Annotated in this window: 29 protein-coding genes; 23 read left to right on the forward strand and 6 right to left on the reverse strand. The window is 41.8% G+C overall.

The features are described from left to right. Positions 1–606 precede the first annotated feature (606 nt). Positions 607–747 (forward strand): YrzI family small protein, encoded by a 141-nt coding sequence (locus ACFX4H_RS01085; RefSeq protein ID WP_377433585.1) that lies wholly within the window; start codon positions 607–609, stop codon positions 745–747. Between the two features lie 321 nt (positions 748–1,068). Here ACFX4H_RS01085 and ACFX4H_RS01090 read toward each other — a convergent pair whose 3' ends face one another. After that, positions 1,069–1,257, reverse strand: a complete 189-nt coding sequence (locus ACFX4H_RS01090) for a hypothetical protein (protein ID WP_057278866.1) — start codon at positions 1,255–1,257, stop codon at positions 1,069–1,071. A 189-nt stretch (positions 1,258–1,446) separates the two neighbouring features. On the opposite strand from ACFX4H_RS01090, the gene sigK reads away from it, so the two are divergent. Next, positions 1,447–2,169, forward strand: coding sequence for an RNA polymerase sporulation sigma factor SigK (gene sigK, locus ACFX4H_RS01095; RefSeq protein WP_048682796.1), 723 nt, complete (start codon positions 1,447–1,449; stop codon positions 2,167–2,169). Between the two features lie 653 nt (positions 2,170–2,822). Next, positions 2,823–4,613 (forward strand): M3 family oligoendopeptidase, encoded by a 1,791-nt coding sequence (locus tag ACFX4H_RS01100; RefSeq protein ID WP_063590582.1) that lies wholly within the window; start codon positions 2,823–2,825, stop codon positions 4,611–4,613. A 66-nt stretch (positions 4,614–4,679) separates the two neighbouring features. Here ACFX4H_RS01100 and pssA read toward each other — a convergent pair whose 3' ends face one another. Beyond that, positions 4,680–5,219, reverse strand: a complete 540-nt coding sequence (pssA, locus tag ACFX4H_RS01105) for a CDP-diacylglycerol--serine O-phosphatidyltransferase (RefSeq protein ID WP_034308587.1) — start codon at positions 5,217–5,219, stop codon at positions 4,680–4,682. A 145-nt stretch (positions 5,220–5,364) separates the two neighbouring features. On the opposite strand from pssA, the gene ACFX4H_RS01110 reads away from it, so the two are divergent. Next, positions 5,365–6,150 carry a phosphatidylserine decarboxylase gene (locus ACFX4H_RS01110; protein WP_063590583.1) on the forward strand — a complete coding sequence of 262 codons (786 nt, stop codon included), beginning with the start codon at positions 5,365–5,367 and terminating at the stop codon, positions 6,148–6,150. A 52-nt stretch (positions 6,151–6,202) separates the two neighbouring features. Here the strand turns inward: ACFX4H_RS01110 and ACFX4H_RS01115 are convergent, their stop codons facing one another. Further along, positions 6,203–6,343, reverse strand: a complete 141-nt coding sequence (locus tag ACFX4H_RS01115; protein ID WP_063592506.1) for a sporulation histidine kinase inhibitor Sda — start codon at positions 6,341–6,343, stop codon at positions 6,203–6,205. Positions 6,344–6,809: 466 nt separating this feature from the next. Between ACFX4H_RS01115 and ACFX4H_RS01120 the strand changes: the two genes are divergently transcribed. From ACFX4H_RS01120 to ACFX4H_RS01155, 8 genes are read left to right on the forward strand one after another with little or no spacing between them, the layout of a single operon-like run. After that, on the forward strand, positions 6,810–7,331 hold the full coding sequence (locus tag ACFX4H_RS01120) for a YqeG family HAD IIIA-type phosphatase (RefSeq protein ID WP_034308582.1): 522 nt from the start codon (positions 6,810–6,812) through the stop codon (positions 7,329–7,331). After that, entirely contained in the window at positions 7,328–8,437 is a 1,110-nt protein-coding gene (yqeH, locus tag ACFX4H_RS01125; protein ID WP_222619913.1) for a ribosome biogenesis GTPase YqeH, read from the forward strand. The genes ACFX4H_RS01120 and yqeH overlap by 4 nt, the downstream gene beginning before the upstream one ends. A gap of 20 nt (positions 8,438–8,457) precedes the next feature. Further along, positions 8,458–9,300 (forward strand): shikimate dehydrogenase, encoded by an 843-nt coding sequence (aroE, locus tag ACFX4H_RS01130; RefSeq protein WP_034308576.1) that lies wholly within the window; start codon positions 8,458–8,460, stop codon positions 9,298–9,300. Next, the gene (yhbY, locus tag ACFX4H_RS01135; RefSeq protein ID WP_034308574.1) at positions 9,294–9,584 is read left to right on the forward strand and encodes a ribosome assembly RNA-binding protein YhbY; all 291 of its coding nucleotides are present in this window, start codon (positions 9,294–9,296) and stop codon (positions 9,582–9,584) included. Before aroE ends, yhbY begins: the two co-directional genes overlap by 7 nt. Before the next feature lie 11 nt (positions 9,585–9,595). After that, the gene (locus tag ACFX4H_RS01140) at positions 9,596–10,165 is read left to right on the forward strand and encodes a nicotinate-nucleotide adenylyltransferase (RefSeq protein ID WP_034308571.1); all 570 of its coding nucleotides are present in this window, start codon (positions 9,596–9,598) and stop codon (positions 10,163–10,165) included. Further along, the gene (gene yqeK / locus ACFX4H_RS01145; protein ID WP_054400178.1) at positions 10,155–10,727 is read left to right on the forward strand and encodes a bis(5'-nucleosyl)-tetraphosphatase (symmetrical) YqeK; all 573 of its coding nucleotides are present in this window, start codon (positions 10,155–10,157) and stop codon (positions 10,725–10,727) included. Before ACFX4H_RS01140 ends, yqeK begins: the two co-directional genes overlap by 11 nt. Continuing rightward, on the forward strand, positions 10,727–11,083 hold the full coding sequence (gene rsfS / locus ACFX4H_RS01150) for a ribosome silencing factor (RefSeq protein WP_034308569.1): 357 nt from the start codon (positions 10,727–10,729) through the stop codon (positions 11,081–11,083). Before yqeK ends, rsfS begins: the two co-directional genes overlap by 1 nt. Then, positions 11,080–11,823 (forward strand): class I SAM-dependent DNA methyltransferase, encoded by a 744-nt coding sequence (locus tag ACFX4H_RS01155; RefSeq protein WP_057278859.1) that lies wholly within the window; start codon positions 11,080–11,082, stop codon positions 11,821–11,823. The genes rsfS and ACFX4H_RS01155 overlap by 4 nt, the downstream gene beginning before the upstream one ends. A gap of 98 nt (positions 11,824–11,921) precedes the next feature. On the opposite strand, the gene comER is transcribed toward ACFX4H_RS01155, so the two are convergent. Then, complete coding sequence (gene comER, locus ACFX4H_RS01160) at positions 11,922–12,752, reverse strand: late competence protein ComER (RefSeq protein ID WP_377433589.1); 831 nt, start codon at positions 12,750–12,752, stop codon at positions 11,922–11,924. Between the two features lie 110 nt (positions 12,753–12,862). On the opposite strand from comER, the gene ACFX4H_RS01165 reads away from it, so the two are divergent. From ACFX4H_RS01165 to ACFX4H_RS01175, 3 genes are all read left to right on the forward strand, one after another. Further along, positions 12,863–13,498 (forward strand): helix-hairpin-helix domain-containing protein, encoded by a 636-nt coding sequence (locus ACFX4H_RS01165; protein ID WP_377433592.1) that lies wholly within the window; start codon positions 12,863–12,865, stop codon positions 13,496–13,498. A 68-nt stretch (positions 13,499–13,566) separates the two neighbouring features. Beyond that, entirely contained in the window at positions 13,567–14,127 is a 561-nt protein-coding gene (locus ACFX4H_RS01170; RefSeq protein WP_095678550.1) for a ComE operon protein 2, read from the forward strand. Between the two features lie 18 nt (positions 14,128–14,145). Next, complete coding sequence (locus tag ACFX4H_RS01175) at positions 14,146–16,452, forward strand: DNA internalization-related competence protein ComEC/Rec2 (RefSeq protein ID WP_377433595.1); 2,307 nt, start codon at positions 14,146–14,148, stop codon at positions 16,450–16,452. A gap of 76 nt (positions 16,453–16,528) precedes the next feature. Here ACFX4H_RS01175 and ACFX4H_RS01180 read toward each other — a convergent pair whose 3' ends face one another. Then, positions 16,529–16,663: a YqzM family protein gene (locus ACFX4H_RS01180; RefSeq protein WP_034308559.1), complete on the reverse strand. Its 135-nt coding sequence runs from the start codon at positions 16,661–16,663 to the stop codon at positions 16,529–16,531. A 339-nt stretch (positions 16,664–17,002) separates the two neighbouring features. Here ACFX4H_RS01180 and holA point away from each other — a divergent pair, with 339 nt between their 5' ends. Then, on the forward strand, positions 17,003–18,016 hold the full coding sequence (gene holA / locus ACFX4H_RS01185) for a DNA polymerase III subunit delta (protein WP_377433599.1): 1,014 nt from the start codon (positions 17,003–17,005) through the stop codon (positions 18,014–18,016). Between the two features lie 89 nt (positions 18,017–18,105). Here holA and rpsT read toward each other — a convergent pair whose 3' ends face one another. Next, complete coding sequence (gene rpsT, locus ACFX4H_RS01190; RefSeq protein ID WP_034308554.1) at positions 18,106–18,372, reverse strand: 30S ribosomal protein S20; 267 nt, start codon at positions 18,370–18,372, stop codon at positions 18,106–18,108. Between the two features lie 274 nt (positions 18,373–18,646). Here rpsT and gpr point away from each other — a divergent pair, with 274 nt between their 5' ends. The 7 genes from gpr (at position 18,647) to grpE (ending at position 26,494) form a co-directional block, all read left to right on the forward strand. Beyond that, positions 18,647–19,765 carry a GPR endopeptidase gene (gene gpr, locus ACFX4H_RS01195; RefSeq protein ID WP_063590593.1) on the forward strand — a complete coding sequence of 373 codons (1,119 nt, stop codon included), beginning with the start codon at positions 18,647–18,649 and terminating at the stop codon, positions 19,763–19,765. A gap of 86 nt (positions 19,766–19,851) precedes the next feature. After that, a complete protein-coding gene (gene spoIIP / locus ACFX4H_RS01200; RefSeq protein WP_328137306.1) occupies positions 19,852–21,051 on the forward strand; it encodes a stage II sporulation protein P in 1,200 nt (399 codons plus the stop codon). A gap of 21 nt (positions 21,052–21,072) precedes the next feature. Continuing rightward, positions 21,073–21,396 carry a YqxA family protein gene (locus ACFX4H_RS01205; protein WP_063590594.1) on the forward strand — a complete coding sequence of 108 codons (324 nt, stop codon included), beginning with the start codon at positions 21,073–21,075 and terminating at the stop codon, positions 21,394–21,396. A 175-nt stretch (positions 21,397–21,571) separates the two neighbouring features. Then, the gene (gene lepA, locus ACFX4H_RS01210; protein ID WP_034308543.1) at positions 21,572–23,407 is read left to right on the forward strand and encodes a translation elongation factor 4; all 1,836 of its coding nucleotides are present in this window, start codon (positions 21,572–21,574) and stop codon (positions 23,405–23,407) included. Positions 23,408–23,496: 89 nt separating this feature from the next. Beyond that, on the forward strand, positions 23,497–24,648 hold the full coding sequence (hemW, locus tag ACFX4H_RS01215) for a radical SAM family heme chaperone HemW (protein ID WP_034308541.1): 1,152 nt from the start codon (positions 23,497–23,499) through the stop codon (positions 24,646–24,648). A gap of 124 nt (positions 24,649–24,772) precedes the next feature. Next, positions 24,773–25,801 carry a heat-inducible transcriptional repressor HrcA gene (gene hrcA / locus ACFX4H_RS01220; protein ID WP_377433603.1) on the forward strand — a complete coding sequence of 343 codons (1,029 nt, stop codon included), beginning with the start codon at positions 24,773–24,775 and terminating at the stop codon, positions 25,799–25,801. Positions 25,802–25,900: 99 nt separating this feature from the next. Next, on the forward strand, positions 25,901–26,494 hold the full coding sequence (grpE, locus tag ACFX4H_RS01225; RefSeq protein ID WP_214773472.1) for a nucleotide exchange factor GrpE: 594 nt from the start codon (positions 25,901–25,903) through the stop codon (positions 26,492–26,494). The last annotated feature ends 9 nt before the right edge of the window (positions 26,495–26,503 follow it).

Genomic DNA, 26,503 nt, shown 5'->3' on the forward strand with positions numbered 1-26,503 from the left:
GCAGGCGCAAAAGCGCCGAGGGCGGACCGCCCGCGGAAAGCGAGTGCCTGAAGAGGAAATCGACGTTCGAGATTTTACAAACCCTCATTAAATCTGTAGACAAACTCGAGTTTGTCTACAGTCTGTCCTGATTCTTTTAAAGAATCAGGTTTTTTTATTTTTCATTTGTTGCAACCCATTAAGGGGCAGATTTATCATACGACTTACCTCCTTTAGGTAATAATAGCTCATGAAAATGGGTAGAAAGATTGAAATTTTCAAATAAATAGGCAAAAGCCGTTTACAAATATCGAATTTGTGGATATACTTACCAAGTAATAAAAAATATTCCAAAGGAGGTCGAAGAAAATGACATTGTATCTATATGGAGTCGTCGCAATCAGCCGGTCCGTTTCAAATGACAATCACATAACATTCGACCTGTGCCAAGCGGAATATTTCTAAAGCAATTTGGCTTTATTAATCATTCAGACATAGCGGCCGCAGGGAGAAGTGTTTTATCCTGCGGTCTTTTTATATTCTCTAAAAAAGCCCGCAGGAGGACGTAACTTTCTGCGGCCTTTTTATGCCTTTTTGTTGGGCCGCTCCCTTAAAGGAGGTGATATTATGACACTGAATATGCTTTTTTTCACAATCGCGATTAAAATGAAAAAAATGACTGCCGAGGAATGTTTGCAACAGGAGAGAATCCACAAGATTCGAGAAGAACATCTAGATAAAGCGATGAAGCATCGTCCTTTTTTCTAAAAACATATGAGGTAGGTATTCCGTTCATAAAAAAATTAAAGAAAGGTGGAGGTTAATATGTTGAACTTGTTTTATGTAAAAGGAGAGAAGCGTTGCTATTGGCAGGAGAAGGATACCGGCTAACGTATTTGCCGGTGCGTGGCCAGCATTGTCATGGTTTGTATGTATAGAACAGCGGAAAATGCCATTGGAAACGTGATGAATTGAAGCGATGTTGATCAAGATGGTCATGACGCTGATCAACTCGGAACGCAACGTTAGATATGAATAGGTAAAATAGGAAAACTCGGCCCTATGGCCGAGTTTTTTTATTTGCCTGAATCAGCAGCACGGACCTGACCCTCCATAACCAAATCCACATCCCGGCAACCACCAAAACCCGAAAATGAGCAATAAAATCAGGAGGACAATAAACAGGCCATAACCAAAGCCGTAACCGGACCCTGAATAACAAGGCGCAGGAGCCGGATAACCATAGCTGCATCCGTATGGTCCATAGTTATATCCCATCGAAAAACCCCCTTTCCCTAAAAAATTCCCTATCATTATATGAACATTTGCCTTCGTTCGTTTGTGAATTCATCCAGGCTGGTTTGAACATTTAACACTTTCGTGATTTCTTTTGGTGGGACAGACACGAACAAGCCCACCGTTGCATAGGTATGAATAGGGAAACCAAAGAAACGGGGGATGAAGCCAATGCCCGGAATACTTACAGTTGTCGGTTATATTATCAAAGAATTTTACTTATTTGTTTCCTATGTGAAAAACAATGCTTTTCCCCAGCCCTTGTCATCTCAGGATGAAAAGAGATACCTGAAGCTTATGAGTGAAGGGGACGGTGATGCTCGCAACATCCTGATTGAACATAATCTCAGGCTTGTTGCCCATATCGTCAAGAAATTCGAGAATACTGGCGAAGATACAGAGGATTTGATTTCAATTGGGACTATTGGTTTGATAAAGGCCATTGAGAGTTATTCGGATGGTAAAGGTACGAAGCTTGCCACATATGCGGCGCGATGCATTGAGAATGAGATCTTGATGCATTTACGTGCGACAAAGAAAACGAAGAAAGACATTTCCCTGCATGATCCGATCGGTCAGGATAAAGAAGGTAATGAGATCAGTTTAATCGATGTACTGAAATCGGAATCGGAAGATGTCATCGATACGATTCAGCTCAATATGGAAATTGAAAAAGTGAAAAAGTATATTGATATTTTGGATGAACGCGAAAAGGAAGTCATTGTAGGCAGGTTTGGGCTGGATTTGAAAAAGGAGAAAACCCAGAGGGAAATCGCTAAAGAGCTTGGCATTTCCCGCAGTTATGTATCAAGGATCGAAAAACGTGCTTTGATGAAGATGTTCCATGAATTTTACAGGGCAGAAAAAGAGAAGGAAAAGAAAGCTAAAGGATAGGAATGGTAACCAAAGAGAGTGCGGGGAAATTCCCCGCACTCTTTTTTTTAATATTTATTTCTGATCAAATCTGTAAATGCATGATAAATCTCGATTCCCTGAAAAAGGAACAGACGTGAAGCGGTTAAAGAAAAGACCCCTACCATAATTAGTCGAAACCACATATGAATCACTCCTCCATTTTATTTTTTATAAAATGTCAGAGCGTGAGGCTACGTAATTCGCCTGATAAAAAACGGGACTGAGATATCGCCGTCGAAGATTCGAGTGAAAATAAAGAAAGCTCAAAATGGCAAATTCGAAAATGAGTATTACGATAAGTGACTGCCATGAACTAAAGGACGGCACGAAAGGCTGTTTCTTGTCGGCCTTATCCCAATGGTGAACATCGGTATGTTCTTCAATGGTTAGCTGCTGTGCATGATTGTGGAACTGTATGGGCAATGTCCAAAGGAGCAGGATGATGGCAGACATGTGAATAAAGAATTTCATATGAATCAACCACCCCTTTCCCAAGATTATATTCATCATAACATGCTTTTAATCTGGGATATAGAAAAATGTTCTGAAAAATACTGAAAATTCCTTTTAATTAGAAAAATATTGAATGAACCTCTATAATGGGGTTAGTGATAAAAAGGGGGCAATTTAGTATGGGATATTCTATGACATGGGATTTGGATATCTTTTTTAAAGGGGGAAGCTCTTCTAAGGAGTTCCTGATTTTTTTAGATGAATTCAACGAAGAGGTAAAAGAATTAGACAGGCTTGTAAGCAATATCAATCCGGTAGGAAATGATGAATTCAGTTTAATCCAGGCATTTGATCTATTTAAAAATACAAATATGAAATCTTCGCAGTCAGGTGCTTTCATTGGATGCCTGGAAGCTCAAAATGCGCAGGATAAGAAGGCTGGTCAGCTGCGGATCAAACAAATGAAGATAGTCGCTTCACTAAAAATGGTGTTAAGCAAGCTGGATGAAAAGTTGATACAGCTTGATGATGCATTTTTCATGAAAATCCTCGAAAAAGAACCATTGAATGAATTGAAATTCGTATTGAATGAACGTCGGGAAAAGGCAAAGGAAAAGCTTTCCGTGAAGGAAGAATCATTAATCACGCAATTGGCCATGGACGGTTTCGAAGGTTGGAGCCAAATGTATGATACGATCGTCGGTTCAATGACCATCCCTTATAAGGGTGAAAAGCTTTCTGTAGGCCAAGCGGCGAATAAATTTTCTGATCCTGATGAAAGGACCCGGAAAGAATTATTTACTGCTTGGGAACAGGCTTGGGAGGAAAAAAGTGACCTGTTTGCCCGGACTTTGAACCACTTGGCTGGCTTCCGTCTCAGTGTGAATGAAAAAAGGGGCTGGGATGATATTTTGAAAGAGCCTCTAGAAATAGGAAGGATGAAAAAAGAAACCCTCGAAAGCATGTGGAATGTAATTGCCGATCATAAAGAGCCGCTTGTGAGATTTTTAAAAAGGAAAGCGGAGTTACTGGATTTGGATAAATTAAGTTGGGCGGATTTGGATGCACCGCTCGCTGTTACGGCAGAATCCAAAGTAATGGATTATCAAGAAGGTGCAGACTTCATCATCCAGCAATTCGCTAAATTCGGCTCTCAATTAGCGAACTTCACCCAAAAAGCTTTTGAAGACAGCTGGATTGAAGCTGAGGACAGACCAGGTAAGAGACCAGGCGGTTTTTGCACCGGCTTTCCATTAAATAAGCAGTCAAGAATTTTCATGACGTATTCGGGCACACCGTCCAATGTATCGACATTGGCTCATGAATTGGGACATGCATTCCATTCTTATGCGATGAGGGATATCCATCCATTGAATCGGTCATATGCAATGAATGTGGCGGAAACCGCTTCCACTTTTGCTGAAATGGTCGTAGCGGATGCAGCTGTTAAGGAAGCAGCCAGTGAGGAAGAAAAGCTGGTGCTTTTAGAAGATAAAATTCAGCGTTCCGTGGCATTATTGATGAATATCCATGCCCGCTACTTATTCGAAACTAGGTTTTATGACGAGAGGAAGCAAGGATATGTCAGTGCCGAACGGTTGAATGAACTGATGGTCGATGCACAAAAAGAAGCTTATGGCGATGCTTTAAGTGATTATAATCCAACTTTCTGGGCTTCAAAGCTTCATTTTTATATTACAGGTGTACCATTTTATAATTTTCCGTACACATTCGGTTACTTATTCTCATTAGGCATATACGCGAATGCCCTGAAAGAACCTGAAGGATTCGAAGAAAAATATATCGCTCTATTAAAGGATACCGGTTCCATGAAGGTCGAGGATTTGGCGGAGAAACATTTAGGCGTCGATTTAAAGACCCGGGATTTTTGGGAGGAAGCGGTCAATGCCTGTATGGAGGATGTAGAAGAATTCATGCGTTTGACCGACCCATTAGTCCGAAAAGCATAAGATGGGTTTAGGCTGGAATAGGAACAAAAGAAAGCGGATGTCCGGTTTAGGACATCCGCTTTCTTATTAAACTTTCTTCAGTTTAAATGGACTGACCATAAGTAATGATAATATAATCATGAGGGATAAGAAAAAGACTGGATGGAAATACGGAATGGCTAAATAACTTAAAGTGGCGATGCAGCCAGCAACCGTAATGGGCACTCCTGTAAAATATCCATTGCTTTCACTTATATTGAAGCGGGCGAGACGAAACGCGCCACAGCCAATATAGAAAACGGTGAAGAGTGTGCCAGGTGCTCCGAATTCTATCAATATTCCTTGGTATAATAATAGAGCCGGTGCGACGCCAAAGGATATGATGTCACACATGGAATCAAGTTGCTTACCCAATTCCGATTCAATGTTGAATTTCCGTGCAACCATACCGTCAAAGCGATCTGCTAGGGCAGCCAGGAAGATTAAAAGCAAGCTTAAATTCAATTGACCGTGCATCACGGCAATTATCGCAAATCCACCAAGGGATAAATTAATTAAGGTAAGTATATTTGCTGTTTGTGCTTTCACTTTTTTAATGGTTTGATCTAGGGCGTGTAATAAAAACATCTTTTCACTCCTTTCAAATGAAACAAATTAAAACAAAATATAGTAAACATAAGTATTTATTATATAATAATATTTTATTTAACACAATTTATGCAAGGGGATTTTAGAATAATTTTACAATTTTACAATTTGGAGTGGTTATATTTTGTTTCAGTCTTTGTATCGCGTTCTTATTGAACTGACGAATGGTCAGTATTCATCAGGTTTATTAAAACACTTTAGCCAATCTCGTTGGAGCAGGCCCTTAATTTTACTTTATGTAAAAACATTCAACCTTAATACACAGGAATTTGGTAAGGAGTTAAAAGCATATACCAATTTGCACGAGCTATTTACAAGGCAGTTAAAGGCTGACGCGAGGCCAATTACGGCAGCTCCGTCTGCGGTAGCTTGTCCCGTGGACGGTGTACTTGAGGACTCAGGGGAGATACACGCTGATAAAAAGATCGTCGTTAAGGGAAAGGTATATTCAATGGAGGAAATGCTCGGGGATGAGCTTTTATTGGAAAAGTACTTAGGCGGCAAATATCTCGTGCTATACTTAAGCCCGAGTCATTACCATAGGATCCATGCGCCCATCAAGGGTTCCGTGGTCAAACGATGGACGCTTGGAAGGAAATCATACCCCGTTAATAAATGGGGGATGAAATATGGAAAAGAGCCTTTATCAAAAAATTACCGGACAATAACTGAACTTCAAAATGAGGCGGGAAATCTGGCAATGGTGAAAGTCGGGGCCATGTTCATAAATTCGATCGTCATTACTGATGATTCGGATGAATTGGAAAAAGGGCAGGAGTTTTCTTATTTCAGCTTTGGGTCCACAGTTGTGCTTCTTTTTGAAAAAGGAAGTTTTGAACTTGAAGGAAACATATCCATTCCCGCAGATGTCCGTGTAGGTGAAACAATCGGATTCATGAGAGCGGTCTAACTTCAAATGAAAATAAGAGGCTGACATTTGATGTCAGCCTATGTATTTCATATTAAATTATGGATCGGATTTTATGTGTTAGGGACCTTCGATGAATTTCCGTTTCTATGAGGCGGATGAAATCGGTACTCAACTTTAAATTCTGTGCTTTAAAATAGGATTCAAGCAACAGGTCATCAGATAGTTTTTGCATCAGAACGCCACTTAAGGGCTGCTCACCTCCAGTAGGGATTGCGAGGAATAATTTGGTGTTTACTTGCATATATTGATAAGTCTTCCTTGATGTACCCCTACTGTATCAGAAATAAACGTGGAGAACAATCGTTCTGTTATCCACAGATGAAAGTGGATAACCTGTGGTTAAGTTGTTTGCAAAGTGAACGAAATGGTGCCTATCAGTATGGAAAATGTTAGTAAAGTTATCCACAGGTTGAATAAATGAAATTTTTGTCGAAATCTTTTATGAATAATTAGTTCTTTGGTTCTGGTCTGCCTGCAAATTTCCCATTATTTAATGAAAAATGCCTTTCCATATCAGAAAACATACATTATGATGTTTCTTTACCGTCAGCCATTCTTTCCTAATTTTTTTTGAAAGTGGGCTGAAAATTCGATATGATGGAAACGGTAAATTTTAATGAAAATATAGAGGTGCCAATATGCTTAAATTATTTTTGCCGAGTGAACATGTTAAAAGCATTTTTAATATAGATCCTCAAGAATTGAAAAAAAGAGGGATTAAGGGCGTCATTACCGATTTGGATAATACTCTCGTTGAATGGGACAGGCCGACTGCCACCCCCGATTTAATCAAATGGTTCGACAATATGCGGGATCATGGGATTTTAGTGACGATTGTGTCCAATAATAATGAAAATCGGGTTCGGGCTTTTTCCGATCCGCTTCACATTCCGTTTATCTTCCAGGCCAGAAAACCGATGGCAAGGGCTTTCCATAAAGCCCGTAAGACAATGGGGTTGAAATTAGAAGAAACGGTGGTAATCGGCGATCAGTTATTGACGGATGTATTGGGAGGGAACAGAGGCGGGTTTCATACGATCTTAGTGGTCCCTGTCGCACAAACCGACGAATTCAGAACAAGGATCAATCGTTATTTTGAAAGAAAGATCATGGCGTTTTTTAAACGAAAAGGAATGATAGAATGGGAGGATCACAATTGAACAATCATCAAGAATTAGTGTGCATCGGCTGCGGTGTGAAGGTCCAGACTGAAGATCCGAAGGAGTTGGGCTTTGCCCCTAAATCGGCTCTGGAAAAAGAAAGCATCGTTTGTCAACGCTGCTTTAAATTGAAACATTATAACGAAGTTCAGGATGTATCCTTAACAGACGATGACTTCTTGAAAATCTTGAATAAAGTAGGCGAAACCGACTCTTTGATCGTCAAAATCGTCGATATTTTTGATTTCAATGGAAGCTGGCTGCCTGGCCTTCATCGATTTGTAGGAAGAAATGATGTTCTTCTGATCGGAAATAAGGTCGATTTATTGCCTAAATCGGTAAAACCGAACAAGTTGATCAATTGGATGAAGCAATCGTCCAAGGAATTGGGTCTTAACCCAATCGATGTCCTGCTTGTCAGTGCAGAAAAGGGAAAGCACATACTTGAAGCGGCGGATGCGATCGAGCGGTATCGCAGAGGAAAAGATGTCTATGTGGTGGGCTGTACGAATGTAGGAAAATCAACTTTCATCAACCGTCTTATAAAAGAAGTGAGCGGTGAAAGTGATATCATCACGACTTCCCACTTCCCTGGGACTACCTTGGATATGATTGAAATTCCTTTGGATGATGAACAGGCATTGATCGATACACCTGGAATCATCAATCATCATCAAATGGCTCACTATGTGGACAAACGGGACTTCAAGGTGATTATGCCGAAAAAGGAAATCAAGCCGAGAGTGTACCAACTGAATGAAGGGCAGACGCTATTTTTCGGAGGGTTGGCCAGGTTGGACTATGTCTCAGGCGGAAGGCGTTCATTGACTTGCTACCTTTCGAACGAATTGAATATTCACCGTACGAAACTGGAAAATGCCGATGAATTGTATAAAAACCATGCCGGGGAATTACTGACTCCCCCACGGCCGGAACAAATCGAGGAGTTTCCGAAGCTGATTCCACATGAATTTTCCTTGAAAGATGGTAAAATGGATATTGTGTTTTCTGGTCTTGGCTGGGTGACGGTCAATGAGCCAGGGGCGAAAATCGTTGCACATGTTCCAAAGGGCGTCAATGTGATCGTTCGCAAATCATTAATCTAAATATAGGGGTCGTCTAGTCTATGAAAAAGATATATGGGGTAATGGGAGATCCAATTGCACATTCTATGTCACCGGACATTCATAATGATGCATTTGAAAAAGAAAATATAGAAGCGGTTTATCACCATTTTCATGTGACGAAAGAAGGTTTGAACGATGCCGTGAAAGGCATGAAAGCCCTTGGTATAGAAGGGTTTAACATCACGATCCCTCATAAGACTTCAATCATCCCTTTCCTTGATGAAGTGGATGAACTGGCCCTGGCAATCGGGGCTGTAAATACGGTTGTTAACAAAAATGGTCGGTTTATAGGGTATAATACAGACGGAAAAGGATTTTTTAAATCTTTATGCGATGAAATATCAGGTGACATCAAGGCTAAAAAAACGTTAGTGATCGGAGCGGGCGGTGCTGCGCGTGCGATTTATTTTACCCTCGTGAAAGAAGGGGTAAAGCAAGTTGATATTGCAAACCGGACAAAGGAAAGAGCGGCCCAGCTTGTTTCTGATTGCCCTTATGATAAAGTATCGAAGGCACTCTCGATTATCGAAGCGGAAGAAAGCTTATCACAATATGATTTAATCATCCAAACGACTTCTTCTGGAATGAGTCCTGAACTGGATCATTCGCCGTTAAAGGTCGACCAGCTTAAAACCGGTGCAATTGTCAGTGATATCATCTATAACCCTCTGCAAACCAAGCTGCTGCGTGAAGCTGGGGAAAAAGGGGCGGAAACGCAAAATGGTCTGGGAATGTTCATCAACCAGGCCGCACTTGCCTTTGAGATATGGACAGGCGTTATGCCGGATACAGCAAGAATGACAGATATTGTCTTGAACAAACTAGGAGGTAACACATGTTAACAGGAAAACAAAAAAGATTTTTACGATCAAAGGCCCATCACCTCAATCCAATTTTTCAAGTTGGTAAAGGCGGAGTCAATGATAATCTCATCAAGCAAATTGGTGAGGCGCTTGAAGTACGTGAATTGATCAAGGTCAGCATCCTGCAAAACTGTGAAGAGGACCGCAATGATGTGGGGCTTACTTTATCAAAAGGTGCACGTGCTGAATTGGTTCAGATTATCGGCAACACAATTGTGCTATATAAAGAATCAAAAGAAAACAAACAACTTAAATTACCTTAAGGAACCTATCTATGAAAAAAATTGGAATTCTTGGCGGTACATTCAATCCTCCGCACATCGGGCATTTAATTATAGCCAATGAAGTGCTGGATGCCCTTGAGCTAGATGAAATCAGGTTCATGCCAAATCACGTTCCTCCACATAAGGAAAAATCGGAGGAAGTAACCGATATGGACAGGCTGGCCATGTTGGAAAACGCGATAGCCGGAAACCCATCTTTTTATATTGAGGGTATTGAAATAGAAAGAAAAGGCACATCTTATACGTATGACACGATAAAATTGCTTAAAGAACTTGAGCCAGCCAATGAGTTCTATTTCATAATTGGCGCAGATATGATTGAGTACTTACCGAATTGGCATCGTATCGACGAGCTGGTGCATATGGTCAATTTCGTCGGGGTGAAGCGCCCTGGATATAATGAGAATACCTTATACCCGATCACGATGGTGAAAGTCCCGCAGATGTTCATTTCGTCTTCCATGATACGAAGGAAGTTAAGAACAGGGAAAACCGTGAAATATTTAATAGCAGATCCAGTGGTGAAGTATATTAAAGGGAATGGTTTATATGAATCGTGAGAAAGCATTGGCGCTGGTCAAAGAACAAATCACCGAGCGCAGGTACATTCATACCTTGGGTGTGGTCGAGTCAGCGATTGAACTTGCTGAACGGTATGGTGCCGACGTCAAAAAAGCGGAACTTGCAGCCATTTTCCATGATTATGCAAAATTTCGTCCTAAAGAAGAAATGGAGCAAATAATAATCGCTGAAAAAATGGACCCGGCGTTACTTGAATACAATATGGAGCTGTGGCACGCTCCTGTCGGGGCTTATCTGGTGAATAAGGAAGCAGGCATTCAGGACGCTGAAATCTTGGATGCGATTGCCTATCACACGTCTGGCAGGGTTGGCATGAGCCTTTTGGATAAAGTCGTATACCTTGCTGATTATATCGAGCCGGGACGTTCTTTTCCCGGTGTCGACGAAGTCAGGCAGACAGCAAAGCAAAATTTGGATCATGCTGTCATCCAGGCTTTAAGGAATACAGTTGTTTTTTTAATGAAAAGAAATCAGGCAATTTACCCTGACACATTTAAGACATATAATGATTTGATCATGAATTTGAAGGAGAAGATGTAATGACTGAACGTGAACTTCTTGTAATTGCAGCAAAAGCGGCGGATGATAAAAGAGCGGAGGATATCGTGGCATTGAACATGCAAGGTATTTCCCTTGTAGCGGATTACTTTTTGATCTGTCACGGTAATTCTGAAAAACAAGTACAAGCAATAGCTCGTGAAATGAAGAGCAAAGCTGATGAATCAGGAATCAATGTAAAACGTCTTGAAGGTTTTGACGAGGCGAAATGGGTGCTTGTGGATCTTGGCGATGTAGTGGCCCACATTTTCCATAAAGATGAAAGAAACTACTATAACCTTGAACGTCTATGGGGAGATGCACCTTTTGAAGATCTAGAGAGTGAACTGACTTCATGACTTACGAACGCTTTGCCTATGTATACGATGAATTGATGAAGGACGCACCTTATGAAAAATGGCTGATGATCCTTACGGCGAAGCTGGAACAGTATGGAATTGGTGGAAGGAAAGTCCTGGATTTGGCGTGTGGAACCGGGGAAATGACCGTTGAATTGGCGCAGCACGGATTCGAAGTCACCGGCGTGGATTTATCTGATGAAATGCTTCTTGTTGCTAATGAAAAAGCGGTTAAGCTTGGATTATCGATTCCGCTTTTCCAGCAGAATATGGCAGAACTCGAAGGACTTGGCCAATTTGATTGTGTCACGATTTTTTGTGATTCGCTGAACTACCTTCGCGACGAAGAGGATATCGTCAAGACGTTCAGCCGGGTTCATGAGCATTTGAAGGATGGCGGATTATTCATGTTTGATATCCATTCCCTTTATAAAATGGAAGAAATCTTTAGTGATCATACGTTTGCTGTCAATGGTGAAGAAGTATCCTATATATGGGATTGCTTCCCGGGTGAAGAACCTTACAGTGTGGAACATGATTTAAGTTTTTTCGTAAGGGATGATGAAAGCGGTCTTTATGACCGTTTTGATGAGTTGCATTATCAACGGACCTATCCGGTTGAACAATATAAAAAGTGGCTGGAGCAAGCAGGTTTCACGGTTTCTGAAATTCTGGCGGATCTTGAAGAAGCACCGCTTGTAACGGAAACCGAAAGAATCTTGTTTGTAGCCAGTAAATGATAAAGAGGTCAAGATCCCCGTTCGTACAATGACGAGTGGAGGTCTGACCTCTTCTTTTTTTTTACTTTTAGAAGGAATTGAGATCTTGATTACGAATATTAATAAGGATGGCCGAACTGTTTTTCAACTTCGTGAAGATCCTCTGCAAACTTTTCATGTGTCGCTTGAAAAAGATGATGGAACATTTCCCCGGTTTCAGCTTCTAAAACCTTGATCCCCTCACCTGTTATTCCACCTTTTACACAAACCTTTTCCTGTAAGGTCGGCAATGTATAAACCCCTTTACCGAGCAATTCCCCTAAGCCGACCAGCATATTCTCAGTCAAAGTCGTAGCCGTTTCTTTATCTATCTTCGTCGTTTGGCAAGCCGCGTCAATGAAAGCTTGAGCTAAATAGCTGAAGAAGGCAGGGCCGCAGCTGACAATATCGGAAGCTACCCGGGTGATATCATTTTCAATGATGACCGGTGCCGATATGGCGGAGGCCAAATCAAATAAAGCTGACACTTTCTCCTTACTGCAGCTCTCGCTGAAACTCAGTAACGATACGCCTGAACCCACACGGTTCGTTATACTCGGGATAAAACGGGCACAGGGTGCATTCACTGCCGATTCGAGCTGGGAGACGGAAAGCGGGCTTGTGATGGAAATAACCAGCTGATCCCTTTTTATATGCTGTTTGATGCCTTGTAATAGGCTGTCAATTTGCAATGGTTTTACACAGAGAAAGATAAAGTCCGCTTGTTCGGCGATTTCGGCTGCGCTTTCCGCAACCTTGATACCCGGATGTTTCTCTTTTAGCAACAATGCTTTGGAAAGTGTGCGATTTGTAATGATTAGGTCTGCCGGATTCAATATTTTTGCCTCCAGCCATGCCTCGATTAAAATGGTACCCATATTTCCGGTTCCGATAACACCGATTTTCTTCAATTCCGATCAACTCCTCTCACTTAAAGCGATTGATTCTCCTAAAAACACTATGTATTTTTAATCTGTCCTATGACAATGTATCGTGCGAAATCCAATAAGGAGGTAAAGAAATGGAAGGGATTTTAAAAAGGAAAATGACGATGATTACCGTTGCCGTGGCATTTGTGGCAGGGGGCATTTACTTTTTTTCTCAACAAGTGGAGGATCCGGCTGATACGGAAGATATATTTTCCGTTACTGCAAAAGAAGCTGAAATGGAACAAAGTGTAAATGAATCGGCTGCCGAACCTGAGATCATTAAAGTGGACGTTAAAGGAGCGGTCAAGTCCCCAGGCATATTTACAGCACAGGCAGGTGACCGGGTGATTGATTTGATTTCGTCTGCGGGCAGTTTTACGGAAAAGGCTGACAAGGATAGAATTAATTTTGCCCAAATCATCGAAGATCAAATGGTCATTTATGTTCCGGAAATAGGTGAAGAAGACAAAGGGAACTTGGAGAATATACAAGCCGGTACGTCTGGTGATGGCGTCACTAAGGGTACGTCAGGAGGACTGGTGAACTTGAATGCTGCTACACAGGAAGATTTGCAAACCTTGACGGGAATTGGACCTTCCAAAGCGGATGCGATCCTGGAATACAGGGAGACGGTAGGGAAATTCAAGGAGGTCGATGAATTGAAGCAGGTTACGGGAATCGGCGATAAAACGTTTGAAAGGTTACGGGATTCCATTTCGGTGAAATGAATGCTACACAAATGGACAGGAAGAGGGTAAAATTGAAGAAAATCATTCTAGGGGTAAGGGGATACAACATGAACAGAATTAGTTGGGATCAATATTTCATGGCACAAAGCCATTTATTAGCTTTAAGAAGCACATGTACACGCCTCACTGTAGGGGCGACCATCGTCAGGGACAACCGAATCATTGCCGGGGGATATAATGGGTCCATTGCGGGAGGGACGCATTGTATTGATGACGGCTGTTATGTAATCGATAATCATTGTGTCAGAACGATACATGCAGAAATGAATGCACTTTTACAATGTGCGAAATTTGGGGTGCCGACTGATCAGGCGGAAATATATGTGACGCATTTTCCGTGTCTTCAGTGCTGTAAATCACTCATACAAGCTGGCATAAAGGCCGTTTATTATGCCGAGGATTATAAAAATCATCCATATGCCCTCGAATTATTCAAACAGGCGGGTGTCAAGACCGAGAAGGTTGAAGCAAAAGGGGCCATCGATGTTAATGGAAAACAAAAAAAGGACTTTGTATTCTCATTGCTAGCTCAACTTGAACAAAACGGTCTGGGAAAAGAAGATTTATTGGCACTGGAAAAGCAGGCCAATCAGATATTCGAAAATTAAATAGACGGGGGGGCAGGCATGGCCAGACATCTTATCTTACTGGCCGTTTCAGCCACATTTGGTGTTACGGCCTATTCTCTTTTACATGTAAGGCTGCTGATCATTATCCTAATTTTTCTCTGTTTCCTTTATTTTTCGGTGGGCTTAAGTGTGAAGGCCCTTAGTATTCATTTGGTGATCATGGGGATATTTTTAGGGGCCGCCTCCTTCTCCGATCACCGAAACAAAACTGCCTATCATGGAACGGAAAGCCAATTCATCATCACATTTACCGACCAACCGAATATAGATGGAAATTCATTAAAAGGATTCATTGGCAGTGAGAAAGGCGAACGGCTAGTGCTTCGTTATAAAATCACGACCGAATTGGAACAGGAAAAGCTGAGTCAGTTTCTTCGAATCGGTTTATCTTGTCCGGCTGAAGGGACATTGCAAGTTCCCGAGAAAAACAGGAATGAAAACAGTTTCGATTACCAGCGTTATCTTTTCCGCCAAGGCATCCATTGGATATTCAAAGCGGATTCCATTTCATTTCAAGAATGCAAAGAAGGTGGAAACTCGATTCTGGTTTCGATTCGTAATTTGCGCCTGAAGGGGATTGCATATATTAGAGAACACTTTCCTGAAGAGTCGAGCGGTTTTGTCACAGCGCTCATATTCGGTGACCAGAGATATATAGATGAAGGGGACCTTACTAATTATCAGCGGTTGGGGTTGGTTCATTTACTGGCGATTTCCGGCCTTCATGTCATTTTTTTAACGGGGGTGTTATTTTACATCGGCATCAGGGTTGGGATTACACGGGAAAGAATGATGATGGCCATCTTACTCTTCCTTCCGGTTTACATGTTACTTTCAGGTGCCAGTCCATCAGTGGTGAGGTCCTGTTCAATGGCTATGCTTTTCTTTCTACTCCTGCTATTCAAGAAGCGGATTTCGGCGGGTGCCGCAATTGGATCGACTTATTTGGCGCTATTGTTTTTTCGGCCTAATATGCTCTATGATATAGGTTTTCAGCTTTCATTCGCGGTCACATTCTCCATTATCATGTCTTCAAGCATCTTCTTGCAATACCCGAAGAAATCGATGCAGCTATTCATCCTCAGTTCCATCTGCCAACTGGCAGCCCTTCCGATTTTGCTTTTTCACTTTTTTGAAGTATCTTTACTTGGCGTGTTTCTGAACGTATTGTATGTTCCGCTTTATTCCATCATATTACTGCCATTTTCACTGATTTCCCTCCTCATTCATTTATTACTGCCTTCCTTTGGTCAACCTCTCATATCATTATTGAATTTCACCTTTGTACTCTGCAATAAAGCCGCAGATGCAGCATCTGATTTACCACTCGCATCCATACCGTTTGGAAAGCCGACTTTCCTCATGATGTTACTACTTGTTATTTCCCTTATAGGGTTATGCCTGACTTGGGAAGTATCCTTTGGAAAAAGTAAAATCTGGTGCGGAATGATAATCGTCCTTTTACTTTTGCAATATAACTTACAAAGGTTCTCGCCCTTTGGTGAAGTGCAAATAATCGACGTAGGACAAGGTGACTCCATTTTAATTTCCCTGCCTTTCAATCGCGGGAATTATTTGATTGATACGGGCGGGCAAATTACATTTCCAATCGAAACGTGGGCGATAAAGCGAAAGAAGTTCAACACGGCGGATGATATCATTATTCCTTTATTGAAAAGTAAAGGAATTCACCAATTGGACAAACTGATTTTAACCCATCCTGATGCAGATCATATGGGAAGTGCAAAAGAATTAATAGATAATTTTAAAGTTGCGGAGATCAGCATTGGAGGCTGGAGTGAAGAGCAATACAGGGATATGGATCTTGTAACCGTGGCGAGAGAGAAAAAAATGAAAATGACCGTCCTGAAAAGGGGGGACCAATGGGTGGCGGGCGGAGCGCGGTTTGCTGTGCTAAGTCCATTTAAGCAAGAAGAAGATAAGAACGATTCATCCATCGTTCTATTCACTGAGCTTGGGGGAGTGTCATGGTTATTGACCGGCGATATGGGAGAAGAAGGGGAGAGGGAACTTTTGAGAACATTTCCGCAGTTGCAGGCGGATATCTTGAAGGTCGGTCACCATGGCAGTAAAACGTCTTCTTCCGCGCCCTTCCTTGAACAGCTGCAGCCGAAAGCGGCGCTTATTTCAGTTGGAAAAGATAACCGCTACGGGCACCCTCATGAAGACGTAATTGGGAATCTGGAGGGGAATCGCATAAAAGTGTTCAGGACGGATGAGGATGGTTCTATTATTTACAAGTATTACAAAAGCAGTGGAACCTTTCGGAAGACTCTCCCATAGTATATAGAAAATCAAAAAGAAAGAGACTGCAGCAGCAGCCTCCATCAGGAAAAATAAGTGCATGTAATGAATGAAATCAGGATCCGACAGCTTTAATGACGACAGCTATGGTGAACATGGCAGCGAAAAATACAAAAGAACCGATGAATCCTATAGCGGAATCAGCGACGTCATCTGTCTTTGATTGAACATTCTTTTCGAATTCGTTCATTATTTACCCCTCCTATTTCTGCTAATAGTATAAAACATTACCAAAAAAAAATCTACAGGCTTCATTCCTTCATTTCCTTTACTGACAAGAGTTGTCACAAATAGTTTGGGAATTTGAGGTCAAAATAAAAGTACAAACAAAGCAAGCGAAAACGAAAAGCTCATTTGTTCTACATGAATACTCTACCCGCTTTCAAGGGAGATTACCCGGGCCTTTCTTGAAAGTGTTCATATAGATCCGGAATTAGCCCTTTTAAGGGCTAGTTCCCTTTATAGCTTGTCAAATGGTCCATCCACCTATACCATTAGAGAAGAATACATAGTAAAGAGGCGGATTCTATTGGTATTAGACGTTTGGAAAAGTATAAAAAAAGGGCAATTCGCGCCAGTATACTTGTTATATGGGACGGAAGCCTATCTAATTAATGAAACGAAGCAGCTATTGATCGAGAATGTCCTTCACGAAGATGAGATGGATTTTAACTTTTCTCAATTTGATTTAGAAGAGACGCCTGTTGAAACTGCGCTTGAAGATGTCGAAACCCTCCCGTTTATCGGGGAAAGGCGCCTTGTCTTCATGCAAAACCCATTTTTTTTGACAGCTGAAAAAACGAAGTCAAGAGTTGAGCATAATGTGAAAAGACTGGAAGCGTATTTGGCTGACCCGGTTCCATATTCTATTGTCGTATTGACCGCACCTTATGAGAAACTGGATGAACGGAAAAAAATCACCAAGGAACTGAAGCGTAAGGCGGTTCTCGTTGAAGCGAAGAAGCTTGGTGATCATGAGTTAAAGGGGTGGGTGAAGGAGAGGGTCGAAGCTTCTTCAGTCCGAATAGATGAGCAGGCTACAGAGCTTTTACTTGAACTTGCAGGAACGAATCTGATGATGCTGACGAATGAACTGGATAAAATGGTGCTTTATACGGAAGCTGAGAAGCACATTACAGTCGAGGTAGTGGAAAAGCTGGTCGCAAAATCCCTTGAACAGAATATCTTCACACTTGTTGATCATGTGTTACAGAGAAAAATGGAGAGTGCCATGACGATACTGCACGATCTTCTCAGGCAGAATGAAGAGCCGATCAAGATCTTGAGTGTCATGGCAGGTCAGGTCAGGCTCATGTATCAAGTGAAGGAGCTTTCCCGTCAGGGCTATAGCCAGCAAAAAATTGCGGGGCAACTGAAGGTGCACCCTTACAGGGTAAAGCTGGCACTTGAAAAGACGGGGAAATTCCAGGAACGCGAGTTGTTGAGCATCATGAACGACTTAGCGGAAGCGGATTATAAAATGAAGACCGGCAAAGCAGATAAGGAAATCACGCTTGAGCTGCTGCTTTTAAAAATTAGATGATAAAAAAGGTGGCAGATATCCTGTCACCTTTTTTATGCAAAAAACGGCACAAAAAAAACGATCCGATTGGATCGTTTAATTTTTTGTCATTATGCGTTAAGAGCGTTAAGTCTTTTCGCTAAACGAGATTTTTTACGGGCTGCCGCATTTTTATGGATTAATCCTTTAGATGCAGCTTTGTCTAATTTCACAGCAGCTGTTAAAAGAGCTTCTTTAGCAGCTTCGACGTTTTCACCAGCTAATGCAACTTCAGCGTTTTTCACTGTAGTACGCATAGTTGATCTAACAGTAATGTTATGAACGCGTTTTTTGTCGTTGATTTTTACACGTTTAATAGCAGATTTAATGTTTGGCATTCCGTTCACCTCCTACAAAGAAATCGAGATTATATGAACTCGACTTTTCAAATCCATATCAAATAGCACAAGTGATATTCTATCAGACTGCTCATAAATATGCAATACTTCAGATTGAGAATCGAAAAGGAATTATAATTTCGGGAAAAAATTCATCTCGTCATCATTCATTGTACCAAAAAAATGAATAATAAAAAAGCAAAAACGACAGAATGTTTAAGAGAGACTATTGAAAATACTAGATTAGATACAATTCAAACATCAGGAGGCCGTTATGGAAAATAATTTGGACCTTAGTGAATACGGAATTCGAACAGATTTGGCGATTGAAGCAAAGGAGATTGCCCTTGAACATAAAGGTGTAGTAGAGGAAGTGGATGTTTCCCGCATCGAAGGGGTCATTATTAAGGAAAAAGATGTGGATGATTTGAAGGTATCCTTAGTCGAGGTCACGGCTGAGGGGGAAAAAGAAATCGGAAAAAAACAGGGCAGCTATTTGACCATCGAGGTCCAGGGAATCCGCCAGCAGGACACGGAAACGCAGCAACGGGTGGAAAAGGTGTTCGCCAACGAACTGGCTTACTTCTTGAAACGGAATAAAATCACAAAAGAAAGCAGTTGTTTGGTTGTCGGTCTTGGTAATTGGAATGTTACCCCCGATGCCTTGGGGCCTGCAGTCGTTGAGAACCTTGTGGTCACAAGACATTTGTTCGAATTGCAGCCAGAGTCCGTCAAGGAAGGCTATCGGCCGGTCAGTGCGATTTCCCCCGGTGTTATGGGGATTACGGGAATCGAGACGAGTGACATCATAAAAGGCGTCATCGAAAAAAGTAATCCTGATTTCCTGATCGTCGTTGATGCATTGGCTGCCCGTTCGATCGATCGTGTGAATGCAACGATTCAAATTACGGATACAGGTATCCATCCAGGGTCTGGTGTAGGAAATAAACGTAAAGAATTGAGTCAGGCTACACTGGGAGTTCCAGTTATAGCAATTGGAATACCTACCGTCGTGGATGCCGTATCGATTGCTAGCGATACGATTGATTATATTTTAAAGCATTTTGGCAAGGAAATGAATGAAGGGGACAGACCATCACGTTCATTGGCACCTGCTGGATTCAGTTTTGGAAAGCGGACAAAGCTGACCGAAGAGGATATGCCAGGTGAAAAGGAACGCCAAACCTTTTTGGGAATGATAGGTGTCCTCCCTGATGAAGAGAAGCGGAAATTGATTTATGAGGTGCTTTCGCCACTTGGTCATAATTTAATGGTTACACCAAAAGAAGTCGATGTTTTCATCGAGGATATGGCCAATTTGATAGCCAATGGTTTAAATGCAGCCTTGCATCATTCAATAAATCAAGATAATGCCGGCTATTACACCCGTTAAATCACTTTCAGTGCCCAAAAATGGTGTTCTACCCTTTCTAGCAAAGTCATAGGTATTAATAGACAAGCTATAGAGAGGGTGGAAGGATGAAAAGAAGAAATTCCCCAGGAATCATAACAGCCATTCACGGATCAACAATAATAAAAACTTTTCTAGGTATTCTCGCCTTGCTTCTTTTTGTTTTTTCAGTCAGTGGGGTCATGACTTCCCTAAGACCGGAGTATCGGATATCTTCGAACTCCGTACATACTGTAGCCAATCAATTCTCGGGAAAAATGCTGTTTTCGATGCTGGCCAACGAAAATCATTATCTTTTTAATGCCCTGCCGGAAGGTAAGCAGGAATCGATCATCACGAATCAATTGATAAAAGTCTCGACCAACATTTCACTTGAGGACCCGCGAAGTTTACTGGGAAGGGAGCTTCCTGGCTTTTCGATTTTTGATAATGAGATCCTCGTTGCTGGGGAAGGAACGAATTATACGAATATGCCGTATGAATCTTCACCGCCAGTGGATGTCCTGAATGAAGAAAGGGATGCATCCCTTCAAAACCTGGATGAGATTAAAGAACCGGATAAAGGAGTGTCCAATCAGCCGAATCAAACGACCAATGGCCGGAAAGTGGTCGAGATATACCATAGCCATAACCGGGAGTCATATCTTCCATATTTAAAAGGGGTGACCGACCCCGACCTAGCCTACCATTCTAAAATCAATATTACGAAACTCGGGGAACGGATGGTTGAAGATTTGGCTGATAAGGGGATCGGCTCCTCGCTAGATAAAACGGATATTATGGGAAATCTGAATAATAAAGGATTGAATTATGCCAAATCGTATCAAGAATCACGGAAATCCGTCCAGACGGCATTGGCCAATAACAAAGATTTAGAATATCTGATTGATATCCACCGCGATTCAAAGCGGAAGAAACATACGACAATTACAATCAGAGGTAAAGAGTATGCCAAGATTGCCTTCGTGATCGGGGGGAATAACCCGAACTATGAAAAAAATGCGGCGCTTGCCAATAAAATTCATAAAGCTCTGGAAAAAAAATATCCCGGAATTTCCCGAGGGGTTATGAAACAGGGCGGAGCGGGTCAAAATGGAGTATATAATCAGGATTTATCAGGCAATTCCATGCTAATTGAAGTTGGCGGTGTTGATAATACTTTCGAGGAAATGTACTTGACTGTTGATGCCTTTACCGAGGTTTTCAGTGAATTTTACTGGGATGCCAAAGCAGTGGATAACCCGACCGGGGATTCGGAAGCGAGGTAATTTGAAAGGAGTTCTCTTATCATGGTTCGATTTTGGTTGAAATGTACAGGGATTGTGCTCGTATTATTTTTAGGTGTTCTAATCGGGATGCAGCAAGCGAACGACGGGATGAAAAAAATGAAGGGGTATGAAGATCCCTCTTTGAATAGTGCATTCATCATTAACCAAACGGACCAAGGGAAGATGGAAGCGGATATCCTTGGCGAAAAAGTGACGAGTCATGATTTGGAGACGAAAAAAGAAAAGCTTGAAGAAATGAAAGCTTTCAACTTTTTCTCATCGATCGGAAAAACGCTTGGAGAGACCATATCAGGTGCCTTTCAAGCCCTTATTGATATGATTTGAGTAGGAAATAAGTTGATTGTGCCCTGCAAAAGGCTGTATCCGAATCCGGGATGCAGCCTTTTTTTATGCTTTGTCCTGCAATGATGCTTCTTTTGTAACTATTCTGTTGAATCTTGCATTTTCTATTGATATAATAAAAAATAGTGTATTGTGTCGACTAGTGGGAGTGAACGTCATGAATAGAGAAGAAAAATTAAAAAGACAATCAAAAATTCGTAACTTTTCCATCATCGCTCATATCGATCATGGTAAATCTACATTGGCGGATCGTATCATTGAAAAAACGAACGCCATGACTCAGCGTGAAATGAAGAGTCAGCTGTTGGATTCCATGGATTTAGAGCGTGAGCGTGGAATTACGATTAAATTGAATGCGATTCAATTGAAATATAACGCGAAAGATGGAGAAGAATACATCTTCCATCTTATTGATACACCGGGACATGTCGATTTTACGTATGAAGTGTCACGAAGCCTTGCAGCTTGTGAAGGCGCTGTCCTTGTTGTCGATGCGGCACAGGGAATTGAGGCCCAAACGCTTGCAAATGTGTATTTAGCTTTGGACAACAACCTTGAAATCATTCCGGTCATCAATAAAATTGATTTGCCGAGTGCAGATCCGGAACGGGTGCGCGGAGAAATCGAGGAAGTGATCGGATTGGATGCTTCCGATGCAGTTTTGGCTTCGGCTAAAGCGGGAATCGGAATCGAGGAGATTTTGGAACAGGTAGTTGAATTGGTTCCAGCTCCGCAAGGTGATCCGGATGCTCCTTTCAAGGCGCTTATTTTCGATTCACTGTTTGATGCGTACCGCGGTGTAGTTGCCTATATCCGTGTTGTTGAGGGTTCCATTAAAGTGGGCGACAAAATCAAAATGATGTCCACTGGCAAGGAATTCGATGTTACCGAATTGGGTGTTTTCAACCCTAAAACACAGCTTTTGGATGAACTGAACGTCGGTGATGTAGGTTTCCTTACAGCATCCATTAAAAACGTTGGTGATACGACTGTCGGTGATACGATCACGAGTGCCGTGAATAGTGCGACAGAACCATTGCCGGGTTACAGGAAGATGAATCCGATGGTATATTGCGGTTTATACCCAATTGACGCATCGAAATTCAATGATTTACGGGATGCATTGGAGAAATTGGAATTGAACGATTCAGCGCTGCAGTTCGAAGCGGAATCATCGCAAGCATTGGGCTTCGGTTTCCGTTGCGGATTCCTTGGACTCCTTCATATGGAAATCATCCAGGAACGGATTGAACGTGAATTCAAAATCGATCTGATCACCACTGCACCGAGTGTTATTTATGATGTGGTGCAAACGGACGGAACGGTCCTGAAAGTGGATAACCCGTCCAATATGCCTGATGCTCAAAAGATCGAACGTGTCGAGGAGCCATATGTCAAAGCGACAATGATGGCACCGACGGAGTTTGTCGGGGCGATCATGGAAATCTGTCAAAATAAACGCGGTAACTTCATTGATATGGAATATATCGATGAGACTCGTGTGAGCATTCATTATGAAATTCCATTATCGGAAATCGTGTATGATTTCTTCGATCAATTGAAATCCAATACAAGAGGCTATGCTTCATTCGATTATGAGCTGATCGGCTACCAACCGTCCAAGCTTGTGAAGATGGATATTTTACTGAATGCTGAAACTGTCGATGCTTTAAGTTTCATCGTTCATAAGGACTTTGCTTATGAACGCGGTAAAGTCATTGTTGAAAAATTGAAGAAATTGATTCCAAGGCAACAATTCGAAGTGCCGATCCAAGCGGCGATCGGGCAAAAAATCATCGCCCGCTCTTCGATTAGTGCAATGCGCAAAAACGTATTGGCTAAATGTTACGGCGGCGATATTTCCCGTAAACGTAAGTTGCTCGAAAAACAGAAAGAAGGTAAAAAGCGGATGAAACAAGTAGGTTCCGTTGAAGTTCCGCAAGAAGCTTTCATGGCTGTTTTGAAAATGGATGATACGACACCCAAAAAATAAATAAAATAAACGATAGTTAGAAAAAAGAGGGTAGAGGAGATCTAGCCTCTTTTTCTATCGACTCATTCGATTAAAAGGTTGTGAACACAATGATCAAAAGCGCCTACCTCCATATACCATTTTGTGAACATATTTGTCACTATTGTGATTTCAATAAAGTATTTTTGCAGGGACAGCCGGTCGACGAATATTTACAGATGATGAAAAGGGAAATGGTGATGCAGCTTTCCAAATACCCGACTGCAGGTTTGGATACGGTTTTCGTCGGTGGAGGGACACCGACCTCACTGGATGAAAAGCAGCTTGCATTCTTATGTGAAGCAATCAATGAAACCCTGCCCTTTGATCCTAAGAAGGCTGAATATACATTTGAAGCCAATCCCGGGGATCTTTCAAGGGAAAAACTCAAGATACTTTATGATTCAGGGGTCAATAGACTTAGCTTTGGAGTGCAAAGCTTCAATGATGAATTATTAAAACGGATTGGCCGGACTCACCGGGCTTCAGAAGTATATGAAACGATCCATTTGGCTCAAGAAGTTGGCTTTACGAATATAAGCATCGACTTGATTTATGGATTGCCGGGCCAAACGATGGAAGATTTCAAGGATACGCTGGATAAAGCGATCGCCCTTCAATTGCCGCACTACTCAAGCTACTCATTGATCGTTGAGCCGAAGACGGTTTTTTATAATCAGATGCGAAGAGGTAAATTGAACCTGCCGCCGCAGGAGCTCGAGGCTTCGATGTATGAGAGGCTGATGGAAGAGATGGAGAAGCATGGTCTGCATCAATATGAAATCAGTAATTTTGCCCGGGCTGGATTTGAAAGCAGGCACAACCTGACATATTGGGATAATGTGGAGTATTATGGGATTGGTGCTGGTGCACATGGCTATACTGGAGGTAAAAGGGTGGCCAATCATGGGCCTGTGAAGAAATATATCACTCCATTGCTTTCGAACGAGCTGCCTGTGTTGGAAGAACATCCAGTACCGCTTCATGAACGGATGGAAGAGGAGATGTTTTTGGGTCTCCGGAAAACGCAAGGGGTTTCATTGGAAATCTTCAAGAATAAATTTTTTGTAGAAATGACGGAGATTTTCAGGAAACCGCTCGAAGAAGGATCGGCAAAGGGTTTGCTTAAGGTGGAAGGCGGGTTCGTCCGCTTGACTGAGCGGGGCAAACTGCTAGGAAATGAAGTGTTCCAAACATTTTTAGGCGTTATTGATTCCGACTGAAGGAAATCCATGTTATTTTAACGATGAATTAGCGGTTTTCATTGTTGACATCATAAGCTGCATTTGATAATTTATTAGTATATTAGCACTCGATGAGACAGAGTGCTAACAGAGGTGATCATACATGCTAACTGATCGTCAATTATTGATTCTACAAGTGATAATCGAGGATTTCATCCATTCGGCCCAGCCAGTCGGGTCACGAAGTTTGTCGAAGAAAGATGAAATCACGTTCAGCTCTGCCACAATTCGCAACGAAATGTCTGACCTTGAAGAAATGGGATTTTTAGAAAAAACCCATACTTCTTCCAGCAGGATCCCTTCTGAAAAAGGGTATAGATATTATGTGGATCATTTACTTTCTCCTCAAGCTCCGAAAAAGAATGAAGTGAAGATATTAAAATCCGTTTTTGTAGAACGAATTTATGAATTGGAAAAAATCGTTCAGAAGTCAGCGAAAATACTTTCGGAACTGACGAATTATACGGCGATTGTACTCGGACCAAAAGTGAATGAGCATAAGCTGAAAAAAATCCAGATCATTCCCTTAAGTCCTGAAACGGCAATAGCCATCATTATTACGGATACAGGTCATGTGGAAAATCGAATGATTTCCTTACCGCCTTCTTTTGATATAAACGAAATTGAAAAGATGGTGAACATATTGAATTCCCGTTTGGTCGATGTTCCGCTAGTTGATCTAAAGGATAAGATCTATAAGGAAGTTGCCGTTCTATTGAGCCGCCACATTCATAACTATGGATCGATGGTCTCGGTCCTTGCGGAGACCCTGACGGACACAAAGCCCGAAAAAATATTTTTCGGCGGGAAAACGAATATGCTGAGGCAGCCGGAGTTCCATGATATTGCGAAAGTAAGCACGCTTTTATCGATGATTGAGCAGGAACAGGGATTTTATGAACTAATTACTCAAAATCCATCGGGCATCCACGTCAAGATCGGCCGTGAAAATCAAAACACAGTGCTCGATGACTGCAGTTTGATTACGGCAACCTACTCAATCGGGCAGGAGCAAGTTGGCACATTGGCCATATTGGGTCCAACAAGAATGGAATATTCGAGAGTGATCAGTTTGCTTTCGTTTTTCTCGAAAGATTTAACGGCCCTGATGACAAAACTGTATCAAAAATAGTAGCAAAGGTAATATTGTTAAGGTGGCGGAGGAGTGTATTCCGCGGCCTGGCATATTACTTTAGCATAAATTGTATAACCCTTTTAGGGAGGTGAGATTGTGACAGAAAATAAAAACGAAGAACAAACATTGGAAAATGAAACAATCGAGGAAAGCGCTGCAGAAGCAGTTTTCGCTGAAGAAGAAATTCCAGCAGCGGAAGAAAACGATAGTCCTGTTGAAAAAGATGAACTTCAATTGGCTCAAGAAAAAATTGCCGAACTTGAGGCGAAAATCGAAGAAATGGATAACCGTTATCTTCGTCTGCAGGCCGATTTTGATAATTCAAGACGCCGTGCCAAGCTTGATATGGAGGCGGCTCAAAAATATAGAGTTCAAAGTATTGCTAGTGATTTAGTGGAGGCTCTTGATAATTTTGAAAGAGCAACAAAAATCGAAGCGGAAAATGAACAGACGAAATCCTTGCTATCCGGCATGGAAATGGTCTATAAAGCGATTACTGGTGCATTGGCTAAAGAAGGCATCGAACCGATCAGTTCGGTTGGCGAAGAGTTCGATCCGCGTTTGCATCAAGCGGTCATGCAAGTTCAAGATGAAAACTTCGGTTCGAACATCGTCGTCGAGGAATTCCAAAAAGGATACCTTCTTAAAGACCGTGTGATTCGACCTGCAATGGTAAAAGTGAACGAATAGGATTTTTAC

It is taken from the genome of Peribacillus sp. YIM B13477 (assembly GCF_042787955.1).
In the GTDB taxonomy this organism is placed as follows: domain Bacteria; phylum Bacillota; class Bacilli; order Bacillales; family DSM-1321; genus Peribacillus; species Peribacillus frigoritolerans.